At 47.6% G+C, this 20,730-nt stretch carries 14 protein-coding genes; 5 read left to right on the forward strand and 9 right to left on the reverse strand.

Translation table 11 applies throughout. The features are described from left to right. Positions 1 to 379 precede the first annotated feature (379 nt). The 5 genes from GXO76_10995 (at position 380) to GXO76_11015 (ending at position 7,386) form a co-directional block, all read left to right on the forward strand. Entirely contained in the window at positions 380 to 1,174 is a 795-nt protein-coding gene (locus tag GXO76_10995; protein NOY78381.1) for a hypothetical protein, read from the forward strand. Next, the gene (locus GXO76_11000; protein ID NOY78382.1) at positions 1,174 to 1,923 is read left to right on the forward strand and encodes a hypothetical protein; all 750 of its coding nucleotides are present in this window, start codon (positions 1,174 to 1,176) and stop codon (positions 1,921 to 1,923) included. Before GXO76_10995 ends, GXO76_11000 begins: the two co-directional genes overlap by 1 nt. A 165-nt stretch (positions 1,924 to 2,088) precedes the next feature. Then, entirely contained in the window at positions 2,089 to 2,973 is an 885-nt protein-coding gene (locus GXO76_11005) for an SDR family oxidoreductase (protein NOY78383.1), read from the forward strand. A 245-nt stretch (positions 2,974 to 3,218) separates the two neighbouring features. After that, positions 3,219 to 5,750: a hypothetical protein gene (locus tag GXO76_11010; GenBank protein ID NOY78384.1), complete on the forward strand. Its 2,532-nt coding sequence runs from the start codon at positions 3,219 to 3,221 to the stop codon at positions 5,748 to 5,750. A gap of 277 nt (positions 5,751 to 6,027) precedes the next feature. Then, entirely contained in the window at positions 6,028 to 7,386 is a 1,359-nt protein-coding gene (locus tag GXO76_11015; GenBank protein ID NOY78385.1) for a sigma-54-dependent Fis family transcriptional regulator, read from the forward strand. A gap of 186 nt (positions 7,387 to 7,572) precedes the next feature. Here GXO76_11015 and GXO76_11020 read toward each other — a convergent pair whose 3' ends face one another. The 9 genes from GXO76_11020 to GXO76_11060 all read right to left on the reverse strand — a co-directional run. Then, positions 7,573 to 9,564: a T9SS type A sorting domain-containing protein gene (locus tag GXO76_11020; protein ID NOY78386.1), complete on the reverse strand. Its 1,992-nt coding sequence runs from the start codon at positions 9,562 to 9,564 to the stop codon at positions 7,573 to 7,575. 10 nt (positions 9,565 to 9,574) lie between these two features. Then, positions 9,575 to 9,778 (reverse strand): hypothetical protein, encoded by a 204-nt coding sequence (locus GXO76_11025; protein ID NOY78387.1) that lies wholly within the window; start codon positions 9,776 to 9,778, stop codon positions 9,575 to 9,577. 280 nt (positions 9,779 to 10,058) lie between these two features. After that, positions 10,059 to 12,068 carry a VCBS repeat-containing protein gene (locus GXO76_11030; GenBank protein NOY78388.1) on the reverse strand — a complete coding sequence of 670 codons (2,010 nt, stop codon included), beginning with the start codon at positions 12,066 to 12,068 and terminating at the stop codon, positions 10,059 to 10,061. A gap of 27 nt (positions 12,069 to 12,095) precedes the next feature. Continuing rightward, positions 12,096 to 13,136, reverse strand: a complete 1,041-nt coding sequence (locus tag GXO76_11035; GenBank protein ID NOY78389.1) for a hypothetical protein — start codon at positions 13,134 to 13,136, stop codon at positions 12,096 to 12,098. 48 nt (positions 13,137 to 13,184) lie between these two features. Then, positions 13,185 to 14,717 carry a Do family serine endopeptidase gene (locus tag GXO76_11040; protein NOY78390.1) on the reverse strand — a complete coding sequence of 511 codons (1,533 nt, stop codon included), beginning with the start codon at positions 14,715 to 14,717 and terminating at the stop codon, positions 13,185 to 13,187. A gap of 179 nt (positions 14,718 to 14,896) precedes the next feature. Continuing rightward, the gene (locus GXO76_11045) at positions 14,897 to 15,580 is read right to left on the reverse strand and encodes a zinc metallopeptidase (protein ID NOY78391.1); all 684 of its coding nucleotides are present in this window, start codon (positions 15,578 to 15,580) and stop codon (positions 14,897 to 14,899) included. Between the two features lie 206 nt (positions 15,581 to 15,786). Further along, positions 15,787 to 16,815: a hypothetical protein gene (locus tag GXO76_11050; protein NOY78392.1), complete on the reverse strand. Its 1,029-nt coding sequence runs from the start codon at positions 16,813 to 16,815 to the stop codon at positions 15,787 to 15,789. A 165-nt stretch (positions 16,816 to 16,980) separates the two neighbouring features. Further along, positions 16,981 to 18,666 carry a long-chain fatty acid--CoA ligase gene (locus GXO76_11055; protein NOY78393.1) on the reverse strand — a complete coding sequence of 562 codons (1,686 nt, stop codon included), beginning with the start codon at positions 18,664 to 18,666 and terminating at the stop codon, positions 16,981 to 16,983. Positions 18,667 to 19,118: 452 nt separating this feature from the next. Next, positions 19,119 to 20,730, reverse strand: a 1,612-nt coding sequence (locus GXO76_11060; GenBank protein ID NOY78394.1) for a hypothetical protein, incomplete at its 5' end; no start/stop codon positions are given.

The following is a 20,730-nucleotide window of genomic DNA, read 5'->3' on the forward strand; positions in this document are numbered from 1 at the left end:
AAGCTTTTTGGGGAATAAACTGGAGAAAATTTCAAATCTTTTGAATTTAGGCTTTCGAAGTAACAGGGAGGGTTGTCCGAGGAAATTTTACCGGAGGGGAAAGTAAGGAATGCCTGTTTTCTGTCTGACAAAGAATTCCATTGATTAGATTTCGTGGAAACAAATCCACAAAAATTCCAGCAGAGCTTTATTTATCGATATCGTCTTGAGATTTCAGGCAAAATCGCCGATATTAAAGAGGTAAAAATAAACAAATTAATCCCTAAACCGCCGAGGCGGATCAGAGATAACGGGGCATCCGAAATATTGCAGACTTTTTTATCTAAAACTGCAAATTTTACGTCTGTTAGACTAAAAAAATAAAGTGAGGAAATGAGTGATGAAATCCCTTTTCAGAACGATTGGTTTTTCAACCCTTTTTCTGGCCGGGGTGGTTTTGGCCGGGAATCCGAAACAATCAATTGTTTTGCAGAACAATTTTTGGGGAAAGCCCTTTCTGAGCGAACGAGCAGCCGTCTCAGAGAATAGAGCGCTTTCCGGTTTTCAGGAAACAACCAAGACGGTAGAACTTCACAAATCCCCCAAAAAGGCGTTGCTTTTCTCGGCGCTTTTGCCGGGCGCAGGTGAATTTTATGCGGAATCCTACTGGAAATCGGCACTCTTTGCGGGGATTGAAGTGGGTTCGTGGGTCGCGTACGCGCATTATCAAAAGAAGGGAGTCAATCTGGAAAGCGACTTTAAGCGCTACGCCGATCAGAATTGGAGCTACGATCGCTGGAAACAGTGGTACGATAATCTTCCCGACGACGAAAAACAGGCCTTTTCCCATACGCTGCCTTCAACCAAAACCCAGCAGTATTACGAAATGATCGGGAAATACATGGAATTTAACGCCGGTTGGGATGACGTAAAGAATCCGGATCCGGACATTGCCAAACAGGATACGTCGAAAAAAAGCCTCAACTACATGGAAATGCGCGAACGCAGTAACCGCGCCTTGAAAGTGGCCACCGCCATGACAGCCGTTGTGCTGGCCAACCACGTTCTCAGTGCCGTCGACGCGGCCTGGACGGCTAAGGTTTTCAAAAAAACGGTTAAGCAAAAGGTGGAAATTGAGTACATCTATTTGAACAATCGACCGGTTTTTATGGCTCAACTAAAAACGGAGTGGTAATGAAAAAACTCGTGCTCATCCTGATCCCATTGCTCTTTTTTAGCGGACATATTCCCCGCCTTGCGGCTCAGCCCTCACAAGGAGCCCCGGACCGTTTAACTCCACCCTTGTTTTTGGTGGTGGATTCGACATTGCCGTTACAACAGGAATCGTCTATCTCGCCAAAACCCATTCCGCCGGGGCGGGCCTTTTTACAATCGCTTTTGATCCCGGGCTGGGCCGAATGGAAGTCGGGGGCCAAAAAACGGGCACGTTTTTTCTGGATTACGGAAGGACTTTTGGCCGCCACGTTTACCGGCTTTCAAATCTATGGTTACATGAAAGAACAGGATTACAGGGCTTATGGGGCGATTCATGCCGGGGCCAATTTTTCCAATAAACCGGAACGCTTCGCAACCAACATCAGTTATTACACGGATATTTTGGAATACAACGAGTACCAGCGAAGGCTCCGACGCTACGACTTAACCTATCCGCTGACGCAGGAAAATTGGTGGGAATGGGATTCCGAGGGCTCTATGCACACGTTCAATCATTTGCGCATTCAGAGTGAAACGGCCTACCGGAATGCTGTGATTACCCTTGGTGTGGTTTTGATGAACCACGTCATCAGCGGCATTGACGCCATCTGGACAACCCGGCAGTACAATAAGCGCTTGCAAGCTGTTAACCCCGGCTGGAAATTTCGGACGGTCTACAACTCCCTCCCGGCACCCTATTGGGCCGTGCAGCTCCAAAAAACATTTTGATCACTTGAGGGAAAGTATTTTGTTCGGTTCGTCTCTGTGTAACCATAAGACATAACACAGAGAACCACGGAGAAAGTAAAGAAAGAGCCACAGAGAAAAAAACTTTTGGCTTCTTCTCTGTGAAACTCTGTGTAACCCAAAAAAACCTATTTCAAAATAGCAGCCATGAAAAAATTACTCATTACCGGCGCATCCGGTTTTCTGGGAAGTGTGCTTTTCCAAAAAGCGGCCTCCCAGTGGGAAACCATAGGTCTTTACCTTTCCCATGCGGCGCCGCCTGTGACATCCGCCAAACGTGTTCAGCTCGACCTGACGTCAGAGAAGGAGGTTTCTGCCCTCTTTCAGGAATTCCAACCGGATGTAATCATACACACGGCGGCAGAAACGCGCGTGGACGTGTGCGAAGCCAATCCCGATTCCTGCAAAGCCAAAAATATTGAAGCCAGCCGGATTCTTTCGCATTTTGCACAAAACGCCCATTCCCGATTAATTACCATTTCCACAGATCTTGTTTTCGACGGAACAAAAGGCCATTACTCGGAAAGCGACCCCACGCATCCGTTGAGCCTCTACGCTCAGACCAAAGTCGCTGCCGAAAAAATAACCCTGGATACCTGTCCCGATGCCGTGGTGGCCCGTATTGCCATTATGTACGGGAAATCCCCTCTTCAACGCTACTCCTTTTCGGAATGGATGCGAAAATCCTGGGAAAAGGGACAACCCACGCCCCTGTTTTATGATCAATTCCGAACACCGATCTGGGTGGACAATCTGGCCGAGGCCCTGCTGGAGCTGGCTTCGTCCGACTTCAAGGGAATTTTGCACCTCGGCGGTGCCCAAAAAATTGACCGGTATTCCTTTGGGAAGCTGCTGGCCGGTATTTTGGGAGTTCCAGAGAATCTGCTCATTCCAAAATCCATGTTCGATTCCCATCCGTCCGCAGCTCGCCCACAGGATGTTTCCCTCAACATTTCACGGGCCCAATCCATCCTTGATACACGAATTTTAACCGTGGAAGAAGGTCTCCGATTGGCCTATTCGCAATCATAAAGGGGAATCTCTGCACGGGTGAATTTGAGTCCTGACAATTCATCGCAAAAAAGCCAGCAAAATTTTTCCGCCAAAAAATAAAACCTTCATTTTTCCCTTGCTTTTTGCATGTTTTATCTTTTAATTACGGTATCTGCCCAGGGATGATCTTACTCAACGATCTGTGATGTTCCAGCACTTCCGAAACACCGCTTTTTCGAATATAATTTAACATAAAAATTTGCGAACACGTATCCAGACAAATCATGCACCACACAAAGATCCTATTTTTGAGGTCGGCCGGCATTTTCCTTTTAATTCTGTTTGCGACTGTTTTTTCCAGTACTGCCTCTGGAAAAACGCTGCATTACCGGCTTCACCGCGTCTGGACACGCTCGTTTACTCCGCAGATTGTTGACTTAAACGGCGATGGCACAGACGAATTGGTCATCAAACACGATACTCAAATCGATGTGCAGGACTGGAAGCTCCGCTACTTCTATCACAGCTTCCAGATTGATCTGAGTGTTCCCTATGACGTTCTGGCCATTCCGGGCACACGCATGGATTCAGTGACATTTATTGTCTCGTTTTACAAGCCGGATACGGTCTTTGAAAAAATTCTTCCGCCCACCCCCCTAACTCAAGGAAAGAGCATTCCGAAAAGCCAATTGAAAAACTTCTATTATTTCGTTCGTTCTCCCAAAACGCCACCATCAGATTTTTACCAATCCTTGAACTATTCGATCTCTTACGAAACGAATCATAGAAAGACAATTTGGTTATTTAAATTCAATACAGGCTGGGATAAATGGGGCAAAAGGGGACTTTTGGCCGCAGATATCCGTTCATCCAAAATTCTATGGCACTATTTTACCGGCCCTCAGATCCGGCAGGTTACCCCGGATGATTTTAACGGTGACGGCAACAAAGAACTACTGGTTAGCACGTATGCCCCAGCAAACGGCGTGAGGGGACAGGACACGAGTGATGAGAAATCCTACATTATTCTATTAAATTCCGAAGGGAAAGAAATCTGGAAACGAAGTCTGGGCGGATACTGGACGGGCAGCTACGCTTCTGTGGGACGATTCAATGGCGTAAAGACAATTGTGGCCTGCCAGCAAAGCCTGCGGGATTCCGTCAGTCAGCAGGACAAAATATTCCTGATTGAACCCATGACAGGACGAATTCTGCTGCAGAAATCGATTGGGAATCGTCTGGCTGTTTCGCCTTTGCTTTATCAGACCATTTTTTGTAAAGATTTTAATGGGGATGGTCAGGACGAAATCGTGACCGGCAATACCAACGGTTTTGTTTATATGCTGGACGGGTCTCTTTCGGAAATACACACATCGAAATCCTACGGTCATCCCATTACTCCGGCCGTTATTGATGATCTGAATGGCGACGGAATGGAGGAAATTGTCTGTTATATTCCGGAGAATGAGTTGGTTGTTCTGGATGACTCGCTCCACGAGCTTTGCCGTTACAGATTTCCCGTACCTTCACGCACCAGCATAAGTCCCATTCATGCAAATGGAAAAACCTATCTTCTGCTTTCCTACGTGGTAAACGGTGCTAATCAGAGTACCGTCCTGGAATTTGAAAAATCCCTGGTTCCTTTCGCTATTTCAGAAGTCCCTAAAAGCCGGGTAACCAAATTAACGGGACTTTTTGTTTTACTTTTGCTTGTCGCTCTTTTCGGCTACGGGAAATACCGGTTCGACCGGCAATTTCTTACACTCATTGCTCAAAATGAGCTGTCCGATAAACTTCTATTGTTAAACAAAAACCGTAAAATTAAATACATCGGGGATCAGTGGGCCGCACTTTTTAACACACATTTTACACAGGCGCGCGGCAAACGAGTCGACCAATTTTTGCAAGAGCCCAAACTGAGCCCGCTCAAAAAAGGCATCGTCGAGCTTTTGAATGGCCATAAATCCGAATCGTCCATTGCACTTTTAGGACCATCTTCAGGGGCCGATTCCTTTCGGTTGACCATCCGCTACATTCCCGTTTCCCGACTTTACAGTCTGATGCTTTTTGACACCAGTGAAGAAGAATATCTTAAACAAATGAAACAGTGGGCAACCATTGCACAGCGCCTTGCCCACGGGATTAAGAATCCTCTGACCGCCGTTAAATTAAATGCAGAGGAGCTGGCCCATTTCCTCAAACAAAAAGCACCGCGACAGTCGAAGGAAGCCTCCGAATACCTGAATGCCATCACCGAGCAGGTAGATCGCTTAAAGCGTATGAGCGACGGGTTTATGCGCTTTGTGGAATTTAGGAAAACGGTTTTGAAGCCAATGAATATTAATGAATTGATTACCGATCTCGTCCCACAATGGTTCCCCGGGAACTCGAGCAAAATTCATATCGAATATGACCTTGCAGAAAATCTCCCGAAAGCGCTGTTGGATGAAAAGCAATTTGAGTATGCATTTCGAAATATCTTCTTTAATGCTGTCGAGAGCTTTGACGAAAAGGGCGGATATATTTTTATTTCCACACGATTTGTACAAATTTTTCAACCTGAATCAAATTTCCGGGGCAGTTCTGATTATATCGAATTGCAGGTTCAGGATACCGGTCAGGGGATTCCTCCCGATTTGCTGGACAAGGTGACGCAGCCGTACGTTTCTTCCAAACCCGGCGGTACGGGACTGGGATTGAGCATTGTCCAACGTATTATGGAAACTCACGACGGGGAACTTCGGATTGACAGTCAACCGGGAGAAATGACCATCGTTACGCTTCGTTTCAGAGCAGAAATCGGAGAAAGTGTTTAGAGTCTGAACTCTCCCGTCATTATGTTAGACAAGCCCGACATTTTTTATTTTTAAAAGGGACGTTGATTCGGTTTGCCAACGCCAATCTGGCACAGGGATTGCACATTCATTCCTGAGTTCCAAAATGAAACACAAACACATTCTGCACCAAGTTAGTCCCGGTTGCGACGATGTTCAAAAAATGAGTCGTACCCATAAGATATTTTTTGCATTTCTGATTTTGTAACGTGTTTTTTGGTAAGATTTTTCATCCTCAACTCATAAGCAGAGAAAACCCATGCCAACCCAAACCATTTTTATCGTTGATGACGATCCGTCGGTCAATAAAATATTGAGCAAAATTCTGAAGGGTGAGGGCTACGAGGTACTGGACGCATCGACAGGCAAGGAAGCCCTGGAGATTTCTCAGAACAACTCAATCGATTTGATTCTAATGGATATGATGCTGCCCGATGCCGACGGCATTGAACTGGCCCGCAGGATCTTGTCGGAGAGAGCGGATCTGCCGATTATTTTGATTACGGCCCACGGTAATGTCCCCAAAGCCGTGGAAGCCACAAAATCCGGTTTGTATGACTTCCTTGAAAAACCCTTTGACCGCGACCGAATGATGATCACCATTCGCAACGCACTCTCCTGGGGAAATTCGCAGCGGGAGCTTTTACGGTACAAACAGGATTCCCTGTCGGCTTATAAAATGGTGGGGCAGTCGCTCCGGATGCAAGAAGTTTATGCGATGATTGATAAAATGGCCCGGATCAATTCCCCCGTGCTTATTCTGGGAGAAAACGGCGTGGGCAAAGAACTGGTGGCGCAGGCGATTCACCAAAAAAGTCCGCGGGCCAAAAGGCCAATGGTCAAAATCAATTGCCCCGCTATCCCGGATACCCTGCTTGAAAGTGAGCTTTTTGGTCATTCGCGGGGAGCCTTCACGGGAGCTCACACGGCCCATAGCGGGCGCCTCTTTGTGGCCGACGGCGGCACCCTGTTTCTGGATGAAATCGGCGATCTCAGTCCCGGGGCGCAGGCCAAACTGCTGCGATTTCTGGAAAGCGGGGAAATTCAACCGGTGGGCTCCAACCAAACCCTGTACGTGGATGTTCGGATTATCGCGGCCACCAACCGCGACTTATTGCAAATGGTGAAAGAACACAGCTTTCGTGAAGATTTGTATTACCGCCTGGATGTTTTTCCGATTATTGTTCCGCCCTTGAGAGACCATCGGGAAGACATTCCGCTTCTGCTGGATTATTTTTTGGACGAATATGCTTCCCAAAACGGCGTGCTCAAACCGAAAATCTCGCCTGCGGCTTTGCACTACCTCACCTCTTATGATTGGCCCGGCAATGTGCGGCAGTTGCAGCATCTGGTGGAACGCATGATGATTCTGTTCAATCGGGAACTTATCGATCTGGAGCACATCCGGGCACTGCTGAAAAGCAAAGCCGGTACAGATTTGATTCAAAAGGCCCCGGACAAAACACTAAAGTCTGTACGCAAATATTTTGAGCGGGAACACATCCTCAATATTCTGGCGGAAACCGAAGGAAATATCTCCAAAGCAGCGGCCATCCTCGGAGTCAACCGGGCCAATTTGTATCGGAAAATGAAAGATCTGGGGGTTTTTAAAAAATAACACCCAATTCTTTTTCTTCTAAAATACTATGCTTTTTTCTTTATAAGCCCAAATCTTTCATCATACATCCATTATCTTTAAAAACGTCGCTTTTTCGCATAACATACCGTATCGTTTTTACAACAAATCTATTTCATCTGGCAAGACAATTCAATTCCTGTCTATTCCATACTAATAATCCCCCTTTCAGCGAATTACTACAATCTTCTGCACGCGTGTTTCACTGCCCTGTGTTAGCACGCAAAAATAGATGCCGGTGGGTACGGGTGTTCCGCGGGTATCTTTCACATCCCAGTAAGTGCGGTGATATCCCGGAGGCAGTTTGCCATCTGCCAGTGTCCGAACTTTCCGGCCAAGGGCATCGTAAATTGTCAAATTAACATTGTAGGTGCCCGCGCCCGATTTTGTCCAGAAAACAAGTGTCATGTTTTGCGCGCCGTCTCCCCCGTAAAACGGATTCGGGTAACTTTGCAGGAGCCGAAATTCCTCCGGCGGATGGAGTGTGGACAAATCGTAGAGCTTCTTCAACACCCAATGATTGGGATCAAAAACCACGCGCCCGGGTGCCGTCCCGAAGGCAAAATCAAATTCCTGTTGGACTTGATCGACCCAAATGGTTTGAACCCGGGTCGAATCCTCAAATTCAAATTGAATCTGAACAGGCATCTTAAACACGGGGGCCTGTACCTGTATTTGTTCCAGCCGGAGTTTGACTCTTACCCGGCCGGAAGATGTGGGAAGTGCCTGCCATTGAAATCGGAAAACCGGATAGCCCGCTTTTAAAAGCCATTCATTGAAAAACCATTTTAAATCTCTTCCCGAAACGGATTCGGCCACGTGTTGAAAATCGGCAATGGTCGTATTTCCGTAAGCAAAGGTGCGGTGATAGGTTTTCAGAATGTTGAAAAACACCGAATCGCCAACGACCCCGCGCAGCATGTGAAGCACCCAGGCCCCTTTCTCGTAAACCGTGGCACCCCACATTTTTTCCGGATTGTAAATCGGAAACCGGCCCACCGTGTCGTCTTCTTTAAAATAACGGGCGGCAAATCGGTCCATTTTTTCTTTGAATGCCTTCTCGCCATAAGCGTGTTCGGTGTACAGAGCATCGGAGTAGGTTGCGAATCCCTCGTTCAGCCAGATCTCCTGCCAATCCGCGAGGGTCACGCAATCCCCCCACCACTGGTGGGCAAGCTCGTGCGCAATCACCCCTTCGTACCGGCGGTCCCCTGTGTAGAGCAAATCACTCATCGTGGTGAGGGTTTGATGCTCCATCGCCCCGCGCATGGGGGCTTCCAGCATTCCGTATTTTTTAAAGGGATACGGTCCAAATTTTTCGGAGAAGAACTTCATCATATCGGGCAGATGCTGCACATCGACCACAGCAGCTGCACTGTCTTTGGGGTACACAAAATGAAGAATCGGAATAGAATCGCCGGCGGCCGTCACAAACGTCTGGTGAAACTCGGCAAAGCGCGCCGCGCCAATTGAAATCAAGTAGGTAGCAATGGGAAAATCTTCTTCCCAGATAAAATCCGTGGTTCCATCCGGATTGGTTTTAATCTGGCGAAGCAGGCCGTTGGAACCCACGCGAAATCCATTTGGCACCCGCACACGCATTCGCAGTAAGGCTTTGTCAACCGGCTGATCCACGGAGGGAATCCACCGGCGTGCCATAGAGGGCGGGTAGGTGTACAGTCCCTCTCCTACCGTCCAGACCATTTGGTTCGACGCAAAATAACCGCCAAATCCGTCATTGCTGGGGTAGCCATGGTAGTAGATGACCACACTTTGTGTGTCATCGTAAACAGGATTGGAAGGGAGCTTTAAAAAGAGAAGACTGTCATTTTGAGAAAACTGCCATCGCCCCGAAGCAGATGTCACCGAATCCACCGTAAGGTGTACAAGATTGAGTGGGATCGCGTCATCGGGCGGTTCATTGATGAGTGTAAATGTCAGCTCACACCTTCCGGAGAGAAATCCCGTGAACGGGTTGGGTTCCAAAAAAAGGTCGTATTTTTTGACATCGATCGGCACGACGGTTTGATCGGAATAAATCCGCGAAACGGACTTGGAATGGGGGCGTGCTTCCGGCCGTTCAATTTCCGAGACGGATAAACTATTCTGCCCCCAAACCGGGTGCAACCCGATCAGGATGCACGTGCCAGTGAGAATCATTAAGAATCGTTTATTCACGAAGACGCGGATCCTTGAGCATAAAAATAACCGCCACGGAGATGACCATAAGTCCGAAATAAAGCAGAATGACCATTTCCTGCGGCGAGGGTCGCAGGAGCACCTCCACCAACAGCCCCAATAATCCAAGTACGAAAAAGACCGTTCCGCGAATGGCGAATCGATCCTTGAGGCGCATGCGCTCAAAATAAGTCACGTTACTTTCCTTTCAAATTAACCTACCTCTGTGAAACTCTGGTAACCGTAAAAAAATAAGTAACACAGAGAGTCTCAGAGAAAAAATGAGAGAACCACAGAGAGATTTTCTTCTTCTCCGTGGTCCTCTGTGCTCCTCTGTGAAACTCTGTGTAACCCAAAAAAGAGTAACACAGAGAATCTCAGAGGGAAAAAGAGAGAACCTCAGAGAAAGGCTCTGCTCCGTCACATTTTCGAGATGTTTTCATAGTTTTTCAGATCCACCCCCTGAAAATTCCAACCTACCGCTTAAAATAACGGTAGGCAGCGGGCTTCTGTGGGCCGGTGGTCGTCATGGTGGTTGTGACCTGAAAACTCGGTCTTACCCAATAATAAAACACCCCGGTTTCGGTCCCTACCAGCAAGTCGGGCACCCCGTCCCGATTCCAGTCAGGTGTGACCGGTCCATCCGTGTGGCCCATCAGGGTCCGTGATACCACCCGTCCCATGTACTGCAGCACCATTTTCCCGTCTTTCATCCCCCGGTTTTTCATCCAATCCACCGCGGGCTTGGACGAAAAGATCAGGTCCTTCAAACCGTCGCCGTCCCAATCGGTGAATGTAATCTTGAGCCGTCCGCTGCTGGATCCGGTACGCTGATTTAGCAGAATGGGGTTTCCCGAGGGATCAACGAATCGGCGTTCGGCGGGTCCTAAAACCAACTTTCCATTCTTATCCCGAGAGCGCAGGTACACGGCCAGGTACCCTTCATAATCCAGCATAACCAGGTCGTTGAGACCGTCATGGTTGAAATCCATAATAAGCGGCGAGGTTCGCCAGGGTGCCAACAGTTCATTTTTGCCGGCTTTGCCGGGCACCCACGGCGGTCGCTGAGGCGATCCATTCCATTGCACCAGAACCGGTTTGGCCGCGGCCAATTTCGGCCTGCGGCGGGAACCTATGTTTTCAAACCAGAGTACATTGCCGTTGTGATGATTCACCAGAATGTCCGGCAGCCCATCCATGTTCCAATCCCCCACGTCAATGGTAGTGTAGCCCCAATGGACCCCTTTGGGAAGGATGCGAATGATTTTCCCGTCGGCCTTCAGCAATTCCGGTTTGGCCCATTTGGGACACCCTCCGCCACCGAGATTTTTGATAAAGCCAATATAACCTGCGCCATCGCCACTGACGATGTCATCCAAGCCGTCGCCGTCCCAATCGAAAATGCGGGGTGTCGTAAGAGCGCCAAAATCCACGTACCGGGCTTTTTGCTGAAAAAAGCGCGGCGGCAGAAATACGGGAAGTCCATCCACAATGCGGCCGGTGTTTTTCAGAAGGGACACCTTTCCGTCCTCATCGCCTGCAATAATATCCGGAAAACCGTCCCGGTTCCAGTCAAAGGCCGTGGGCTTTATGGCGCCACCAAAGCGTGATTCCATGTGAATGACGGCACCTTTGAATTTCAATTGACGCCCGGCGGCAAACCGGTACCGGCGAGGCGTACCCTTGTTTTCAAAATAAATAAAGTCGGCATACGGCCCCACGGCCACCACATCCAAATCGCCGTCCCGGTCGAAATCAGCTATTGCCGTACTTATGTACACATTTTTGCCCAGAATTTTCCCGTTTGCTGTTCTAACAACTATCGGAGGCTGGTAATCCGGAACGTCGTTTGTCCCCCGGTTTTTGAAGAACAACAAACGGTGGCCTTCGGTTTTCGACAGCAACGCGCAGAGTAAATCCGCCACACTATCACCGTCGAAGTCGAGGCGTTTCCAGCGGTTGTACTTGGTGTTAGGAATGTACCCGCGCGCTGCCAGGGGCGTTTCCACCCGATCCCAAAACACATTCTGCGGCACATCCCGGTACATCACCAGTTTGGTATTGCAGGCATCGGGTGTAAGAACGTCTACGCGGCCGTTGACACGGGACGTTTCGAAGCAGGATCCGTCGTAGCCCAGTCGAAACCGCGGGGAGGATATCCGGATGCCGGCGTTGAACACGGGCATCTCCACGTTACCGCTGAGATTTTCAAAATAAAACACCCCAGCCTCCACGTAACTGCTGGATTCCGACACCAGCAGGTCCGTGTCGCCATCGCCGTCAAAATCCATGGGCATGGGCACGGATTTAAACCCTACATCCAGATCCACCAGCAAACCCGGATGGTTGTACGGTAATTTTTTAACCTCCGGTGTATCACATATTCTATTTGTTGTTTTAGAGGAATTCCATCCGCGACAAGAAACGATTAAAAGAGCCCCCAAAACCACTAATGTAATCCCCCATTGTTTTCCTTTCCTGTACACTGCAAAACTCCCTGATTTCTTGCCCATTCATCGGATTCCGGTTTTCTCAGGCACCGTTTTGTGTTTAAAAAATTTCCAGACTTCCTTTACCATTTCAATATCATGATTCTGCCTGCCAAAATACGCTTCAAATAATCGGGAATAGCGCTCCTGAATGCTTGGGGCAGAATGCCCTCCCCCAATCACTTTGTACAAAACCACTTCCGTACCCTTAATCCCATTTGAATACGTGTATCGGACAACCGTGCTCCCATCCTGCATATCCCGATCGGGAAACTGATAGACAACCGGTACGGAACCGGTGTGATCAACTGTGGTCCACAGTTTAACCGACTTTTCCGTCGAATAAACCGTACCGTGGCTGGGGTTGGGCGGATTAGAGAGTGTCCCGCCCCGGTACGGCAAATGATTATCGGCCGTGCCGTTCATAAACAAGACCGACATTGGGGAAGCCGGCGCCCGGCACTCTGAGCTGTCGGGCATGGCTGCGGCCACGGCTGCAACAGCCGCAATCTTGTCCGGTAATTCTACCGCCAGCCGCAGGGCCATGAGGCCCCCATTGGACGTACCGGAAACGTAGACCCTCTGAAGATCAATGGAATAATTCAACGAAAACCATTTTATGAGCCCCCTAATAAAACCCACATCGTCGGCTGTCGAGCTCACTGTAGAATTGGCCCGGCAGTCATTCCAGGTTGGCTTTCCATACGCCCCGTTTTTCCCCTCGGGGTAAACAACAATGAGTTTTTCACTATCGGCAAGCGTCATCCACAATTTGTAAGGGGTTTTATAGCCGCTTTCTCCGGTCATATCTTCAATAAAAATTCCGCCGCCATGCAGTTCAAAAACCACAGGCAAAGGCACATTGCCCGGATTCTTCGGAATGTAATAGGCATATCGCCGCGTCATTTTGCCCACTTGAAGGGTACGCATATAAAGCCCCGGTTCCGGAGATTTTTCTCTGACAATGGCTTTGCGGCACCCCATTCCCAAAACGGCTCCAAAGATAAACACGCCTGACAAAATGAGTCTGCCGGCGGTTTTTTGCCTTTTTCCTATGAAATGCAAAAAGAATCCTTTCCTTGGTCGGGTGGATTGAAATCTGCAAAAGCAAGATCAGGGAATTTCCAAAAACAGATGCGTCTTGGTCGTACCTCCCTGAACCAAAAGAATGATTACATCTCCCGGTTTGGATCGTTTCAGAATTTTCTCAAAATCCTTTTTGGATTTCATGGGCACATGGTTGGCTTCCAGGATGAGATAACCGGGATGCAGACGAGCATCGTAGGCCTTGCTGAAGGGCTCCACCGATTCCACAACAACACCACTTTTTTGACTAATCCGGTAATCCTTTCGATCCTTCGGGGTCAGATTTCGAACGTTCAGCCCCAAACTCTGCTTTTCCTGTTTTTTCTCTTTTTCGCTTTTTACAGCCACAACCGAAGACGTTTCCCGCTCTCCCAACACAACAGGAACCTGTACCGTCTTGTGGTTTCGAAAGATTTTCAGAATAACCCGGGTTCCCGGCTGATGCAGGGCCACGTAGTTTTGAATCTGATTCGGAGAATTAACGCTTTTCCCGTTAATGGCAAGAATAATATCCTCTTCCCGAACACCCGCTTTCCGTGCCGGACCATCATTGAGCAGATTGTCCACATAAACCCCCATGGGTTTGCTAAGCCCGTAGGCTTTTGCCCGAACTTCGTCCACGGCATTCATTGCGATTCCCAAATAGGCACGGACAACCTTCCCCTTAGTAATCAGATCCCGGGCAATCACTTTGGCCAAATTAATCGGGATGGCAAATCCGTAGCCCTCGAAATAACCCGTTTTAGACGCAATGGCTGTGTTCACCCCAATCACCTGCCCCCTTAAATTGACCAGCGCTCCCCCGCTGTTTCCGGGATTTATCACAGCGTCTGTTTGAATAAAATTTTCAATTCCAAAATTATCTTCAATAATGCGCATCTGCCGGCCGAGAGCACTCACAATTCCCGCCGTTACAGTGAATTTCAATTCCAGTGGATTTCCAAACGCCAGGACCCACTGCCCCACCTCCACGCCATCCGAATTTCCGAGTACAGCCGGTTTAAGACTGTCTCCCTTGATTTTTACAACGGCGACCTCCGTCAACGGATCCAGCCCTACGATTTGAGCCGGAAACGTGCGATTGTCGTAGAGCGTAATTTCAATTTCATCGGCACCTTCAACCACATGCGTGTTGGTCAAAATGTAGCCGTCTCTGGAGATAATAATTCCCGAACCGGCGTAGCCCTGGCGAAAGTTTTTGGGCATTTTTTTGCGAAAAAACTTCTTGTTGAAGAAATCCCAGAAGTCCTTATTTTTCCCGTGAAAATTCTCCAGGGTTTTCATGGAAATACTTTTGGTGATATTAATTGAGACAACAGAAGGCTTAACCTGCTGGGCAATCCGGATAAAATCACTTTGAAGATTCTCCAAACGGGCATTGCGATTAGAAGAGGAAGAGGCTGTCCTTTCAAACCGAAAATCCGGTTTAAGGGGCCGGCGGGTTTCCTTTGCCTGACTCGAATCCGTCCAGTTGGATCGCAGCGTAAAGCCTACTCCAATGAGAATCCCGATAAAAATAAAAAGGACGTATTTCCAGTAGCGGAATTTTAAATGTAACATGAGGAACACCTTTCTGAACAAATGATGGCATTGACCCATCGCCCCTGCCCTTGCGAAAGTTTTTGGATTTCAAGGTGTGATCCAAAAAATCAATGCGCAAACCAGATATGAAACATTGGGCCGATCCTTCTTAAGGATTGTGCGTCAACACCATTCATAAATGAAGAGGGGAGGAAGGGTTAGTCCCTTTCCCCTCGCAAGATTAACAGACGCACCAAGTGCATCAGTGAAACCGTGGCCGCTGCCACGTAGGTCAGGGCAGCCGCTTGCAGCACCTTTTTGGCGCCTTCCATTTCTTCGGCAGGGAGATAACCGCCCGCTCTTAATTGTTGAAGCGCCCGGGCAGAGGCATTAAATTCCACCGGAAGGGTAATCACCTGAAACAGCACAACCACCGAAAAGAGGATAATTCCGGCATCCATTAACATGGGCGAGCTAAAAATTAATCCGATAAAAAAGAGCGGAATCGAAAGCGAACTTCCCAAATTTACCGCCGGCAAAATCTGGTGGCGCCAAACCAGCGGGGCATATCCCGTGTGATGCTGGATGGCATGGCCGGTTTCGTGCGCGGCCACACTAACAGCGGCAACGGATGATTGTTCATAATTATGAGGGGAAAGCCGCACCTTTTTGGAAAGCGGATCGTAGTGATCTGACAACACCCCCTCCGTCATTTCAACCTCCACGTCGTGAATGCCATTTCGGTGCAAAATACTCTCCGAAAGGGTATATCCAGGCCGCCCCCAGGACGATGGTATTTTACTGTATTTCGCGTATGTCGACTTTACCTTTGTCTGAGCGTAAAGTGCCAGAATAAATGCCGGAATTAAAAGCAACATCGTGCGATCAAAAAAAAGCGGCATACACACACCTCTCTTTTATTTCCAATTGAACAATTACTGATTGACAGATGATATCAAATTCGTACTAAAATATACGATTCTTAATCGCCAATTTCAATAGTTTGTGTGAATGGGATTCGTTGAATTTGGTGTGAATGGGTCATGGTTTTTGGATGTCCAAAGGGGAGGTATCTGTATGGAACAAGAAAAACTTTCTCTATTCCGCTTTAATGGGGAATGCGTTTTACCATTGTCAGTTTATTCCCCCACACCGGATCGGATTCGTACGTAATTTCATCCATGGAACGTTTCATAATGTAAAGCCCAAACCCGCCTGTTTGCTTGCGTTCAACAGCCTTGTGGGCACTGTATGGTTCCATCTTTTTGTTAAAATCAAAACTTTTTCCGCGGTCCATTAAAACGATAGTGAACGTATCAGAATCGTATTTGACAATGACATCAATAAAATGATGACTTTTATATTCATAAGCATGCTCTACAACATTTATGGCCGCTTCGTAAACGGCAATTTTAATTTTCCCCACGTCTGCTTCCGGGAATCCTGCATTTTGGGCATGGTGCACCACAAAATCCGTAATCTGATACAGATCCTTTTCCTGGCTTCGCACCACAATATGAAAGTTTCCCCTTTTTTCTTCAGACAAAACCGGATTATCCGGCCGGGACACTTTATGATCCTCCCCTTCGTCATCATAGAGAGTAAACGGTTTGTCCAGATCTTCTTCCTTCAGATGCGCCGTCTGGTCAACAATATCAAAATCAAAGGGAGAATCGATGGTTTGCTCCAATAAATCTTCTGTGTGTTTATTGAGGTTTTTTTCTTCAATCGCAGACCAATCTTCATTGGAAAGAGATGCCGACTCCGCTGCAGCCGGCCTGGAATCCGTTTCCTTTTCAACGGTTTCTCCAGTTCTGATTTCATTCAAAAATGAAAGCGGGGAAAAGCTGCTTATATTTACCCGCGTAGAGTGACTCAGGTGAGAAATAAAGAATTCCCGGTTTTCACGCCGAAGCCGACTGGCGGCTTCAATCAGGAAAGCAATAAAACTTGTGGAAGGAAGAGGCACATTTTGAAGGTCTACAACAATCTTTTCAAATGGTTGATTCATAAGATTTAACAGAGCTTTTTGAAACAGGCCCAAATCCTTTGTGGAATCAAATCTCCCGGTAAGCGAAAGCACAACGGGTTCGGAAAAGGACTGCCCCTTTTCGATGATTATTTTTGACTGTCTCATCCGTGAAAAATACCCCACTCCTCATCAGAAAATGAAGGGCGGAAATCAGAATAGACTCTCATTTCCACCCCTAAACACCTGATCCAAAACGATTGAACACACTCCCATTATCGGCGGAAAAGCCAAATAGTTGAACTCGATCAAAAAATAAATTCCCCCTGAGACTCACGATTTTTTCTTTTGTTCGAGTTTCTTTTTTTCTTCCTCCAACAAAACGCGCCTGAGAACCTTCCCAATCATGCTCTTGGGCAACTCTGTCCTGAATTCAACCATTTTGGGCACTTTATATTTCGCCAGACGATCTGCGCAAAAATCAATAATTTCCTGCTCGGTAGCGGTCTCCCCTTCCTTCAAGACCACAAACGCCTTCACCGTTTCGCCACGATATTCGTGGGGAACACCCACTACAGCCGCTTCCTGGATCTTAGGATGCTGGAAGAGCACTTCTTCCACTTCTCTTGGATAAATATTAAATCCGCTGGCAATAATCATGTCCTTTTTCCGATCGACGATGTAGAAAAAGCCGTCCTCATCGACGCGTGACATGTCACCGGTAAAAAGCCAGCCATCATGAAACACCTGTTTTGTTTCTTCCGGCTTCTTCCAATATTCACGCATCACCTGCGGGCCTTTTGCGGCCAGCTCGCCAATTTCTCCGATAGGCAATTCTTTGTGCGTTTCCGGATCCGCTACCATAATATCCGTGTCCGGCATCGGAATACCGATGGATCCAATCTTTCGCAATCCGTAAATGGGATTGGCCGTCAGCACCGGGGAGGTTTCTGTTAGGCCATATCCTTCAACCAATTTTGCGCCGGTAATTTTTTCGAATTCACGCTGGACTTCCACAGGGAGGGCCGCTCCTCCGCTAATACACGCTCGCAGGGAATCAAATGAATATTTCTTTACATCCGGATAATTATTGATGGCCACGTACATCGTGGGAACACCCGGAAAGAGAGAAGCCTTGTATTTCTGTATGGACTGAAGCACCTGTTTTACATCAAACCGCGGAATCAAAATCGCCGGGGATTTCAAAATCACAGACATGTGAAGGCAGGTTGTCATGCCAAAACTGTGAAAATACGGAAGAGCCGCAATAATCGCTTCCTGACCCTCGTGGGCGTCTGTTACCCAATATCGCACCTGGTAGGTGTTGGCAATCAGATTTTTGTGCAGCAAAACAGCACCCTTTGACACGCCTGTTGTGCCGCCCGTGTACAAAAGCATGGCAATATCGTCCGTTTTAACAGATACTTCCGGAGGCGCGTCGTAAGTTCCTTTCATTAGGTCCTGAAAAAAATAAACACCCGGTTCTTTTTCAACCTTTACAAAAGACCCCTCTTTTTTGGCCTTAATCGGATAGAGCAGTTTAAGCAATCCGGGCAAATATTCCTTAACGCCCGTCACAATCACCTTTTCAAGAGAGGTGTTTTTCCTGATTGCCCTGACGCGCGGGTAAACCAAATCCAGTACAACCACCGCCTTTGCGCCGCTGTCATTCATCTGATATTCAAGCTCACGCTCCACGTAAAGGGGATTGGTCGGCACAATAATCGCCCCAAGTTTCATTAGGGCATAATGAACCATGGGATACTGGGGCAAATTGGGCAGAATGATTGCCACCCGATCTCCCTGCCGGATGCCAAGGCTGTACAAGGCGGCGGCGAATTGCTCAATGGCTTTTTGTAATTCTTTGAATGTAATTTTCTTACCCATGAAAATTACAGCAGGTGTGTCGGGATACTCCTTTGCGTTGTCTTCAACCAACTTAAAAAGAGGTTTGTCAGGGTAATCGATTGTCTCCGGCACCCCTTTTTCATAATGCTTGAGCCAGATTTTTTCCATCATCGTTCTCCTTTTTTATGATTTCTTCTCTAAAAAGGCATCCTACCCCGGCTCCCACCACACTTCATTACTAAAGAAAATTATCCTCTGCCGCAATCTCGAAACCTTCCTTTTACAGATATTTTAGAAGAAGCGAAAAGCCGCCTGCGCTATTCTTGCAGATTTGTTGCGGGATAAGATAAACAAAGTGTGAAATAAGGATATTTGTAAATCGATGTGCAGCAAGGCAGAATAAATCATAAGAACACCTTCTTTGATTCATACAAAAATTTAAAAAACTGGCGGTTAATAGTCAAGGGAAAAATTATTTTTTAATTTACAAAGCGAAAATACACAGTTATTCTAACAAAAGGGTATAATTATCCATCAATATTTTTCATTCGCGCATTCGCGGCCATGTATTTTGATTTCTTTTACAAGTAAACCGACGGTTTTTTTCCGAAAGGAATCCCTATTTATTTTAGCAAAATGGCCTTTTCTACCCTGCCGCCTTTCAGGCAATCCAGTGTAATCACGGCCCGGCCCTTTCCGCTTACAATCCACTGGTAGGTGAGACTGGAAAGACCGGGAATGCCTTCCGAGAGCAGAATGCGTTCCGGCCGATGTTTAACCGGTACGACGCGATTCAGCCAGCGGTTTCGCACCTTGGCCGCCGAAATGACCTTCAGATTCTTCCCGTGAATGGTCAGCAGGTCCGGGCGAAATATGTGATTTTTGGCTGCCTGCTGGGAGATGGTCGGAATCATTCCGTCGTTGGCAAGAGCCACGTAAATTCGATACGTGTTTTTGCCCAGTTTTTTCACTTCGGTTTTTGGAATGGAAATTTTGGGCATTTGTTCGGCATGAAAAAGTGTAAAGGCCATATTTCGATGGCAGAGTTCCGGCAACGTGTACGGCGGATTAATTCGATTGGTCATTTTCCGCCAGCCACCCAGCTCAATGTCACCATAGGTGGGATGTTTGAAGGGTTTCCATTCAATAAAATTTTCCCCAAAATCCACCAGATCGTCATATTTCAGGCGTTCTTTACTGGTAGTTGCGTACCAATTCCTTTTATCCTTTTGGGGATTCTTGTCGTAATATTGCTTGGAGCTCCATAATTCGTTTGTGAAAGAAAAAATGCCCAGTGTTTCATAGGTGAAGGTCACAAATCCTCCCCGTGCCGGATACAAGTCTTTGTAAATGATCATATAGCGATAAAACGGCAGAATCTCTTCTCCGGTCTTTCCAATAAAATTGTACACTCGAACATCTTCCCCCGGATAATGAACCTCTTTTGATCCGGGGCCGCGCAAAATCATTCCTCCTGAATTATGATAGGACTGGACACCGGCGATATTGGGATGAGACAACAGGAATTGGGTAACCGCATAGGACTCCGGATTGCTCAGTGGAAACTCCCCGGCTCCCCGCTGGACATAATTGGGCTGCCAGTCGAGACTGGGCCAGTTTCGGTTGGGATCGTACCCTCCGGGTGGGTCTTCATTGATTCGGCCGTCTCCGTCATTGTCAATTCCCTCGTACCCCAGAAATATGTAGTCCCCCTTTTCCCCCGGCTTGACACGAACCATAATGCGCGGGTCTTCGGGATCCTGCTTAAAATCGCCATACGGAACCTTTTTCCGCATAATCAAAATCTGGCCGTCGCCATCCAGATCATCGTAGCCATCCTCGTCAAACAGACCATCGTTGTCATCGTCCCAGGGGCGTTGAATGCTTCTGGAGCTGTGCATCGTGTTCGGATGTTCAAACCACCAGGCGCGCCCATCCGGATTGACCGTGGGCAGAATGTAAAACACCCGATGGTCCACTAGGTCTGTAATTTTAGGAATTTTGCCGTAATTTTCCATGAGAAACTGAATGGTGTACAGACAAACCTCGCCCCCCTGCACTTCATTTCCGTGAACATTGGCTTCAATGTACATAGCCGGTTTACTCAACTCGGGTCCCGTTTCGGGATTGTTAATGGTCATCTCCCAGAGGTCCCGGCCCTGGTAGCTTTTCCCAACCGATTGTAACTTCAGAAATTTCGGGTAGGATGCCTCCAGGCCTTTCAGTGCCTGTGTC

This window comes from Calditrichota bacterium (assembly GCA_013151735.1).
GTDB lineage: Bacteria > Zhuqueibacterota > JdFR-76 > JdFR-76 > BMS3Abin05 > BMS3Abin05.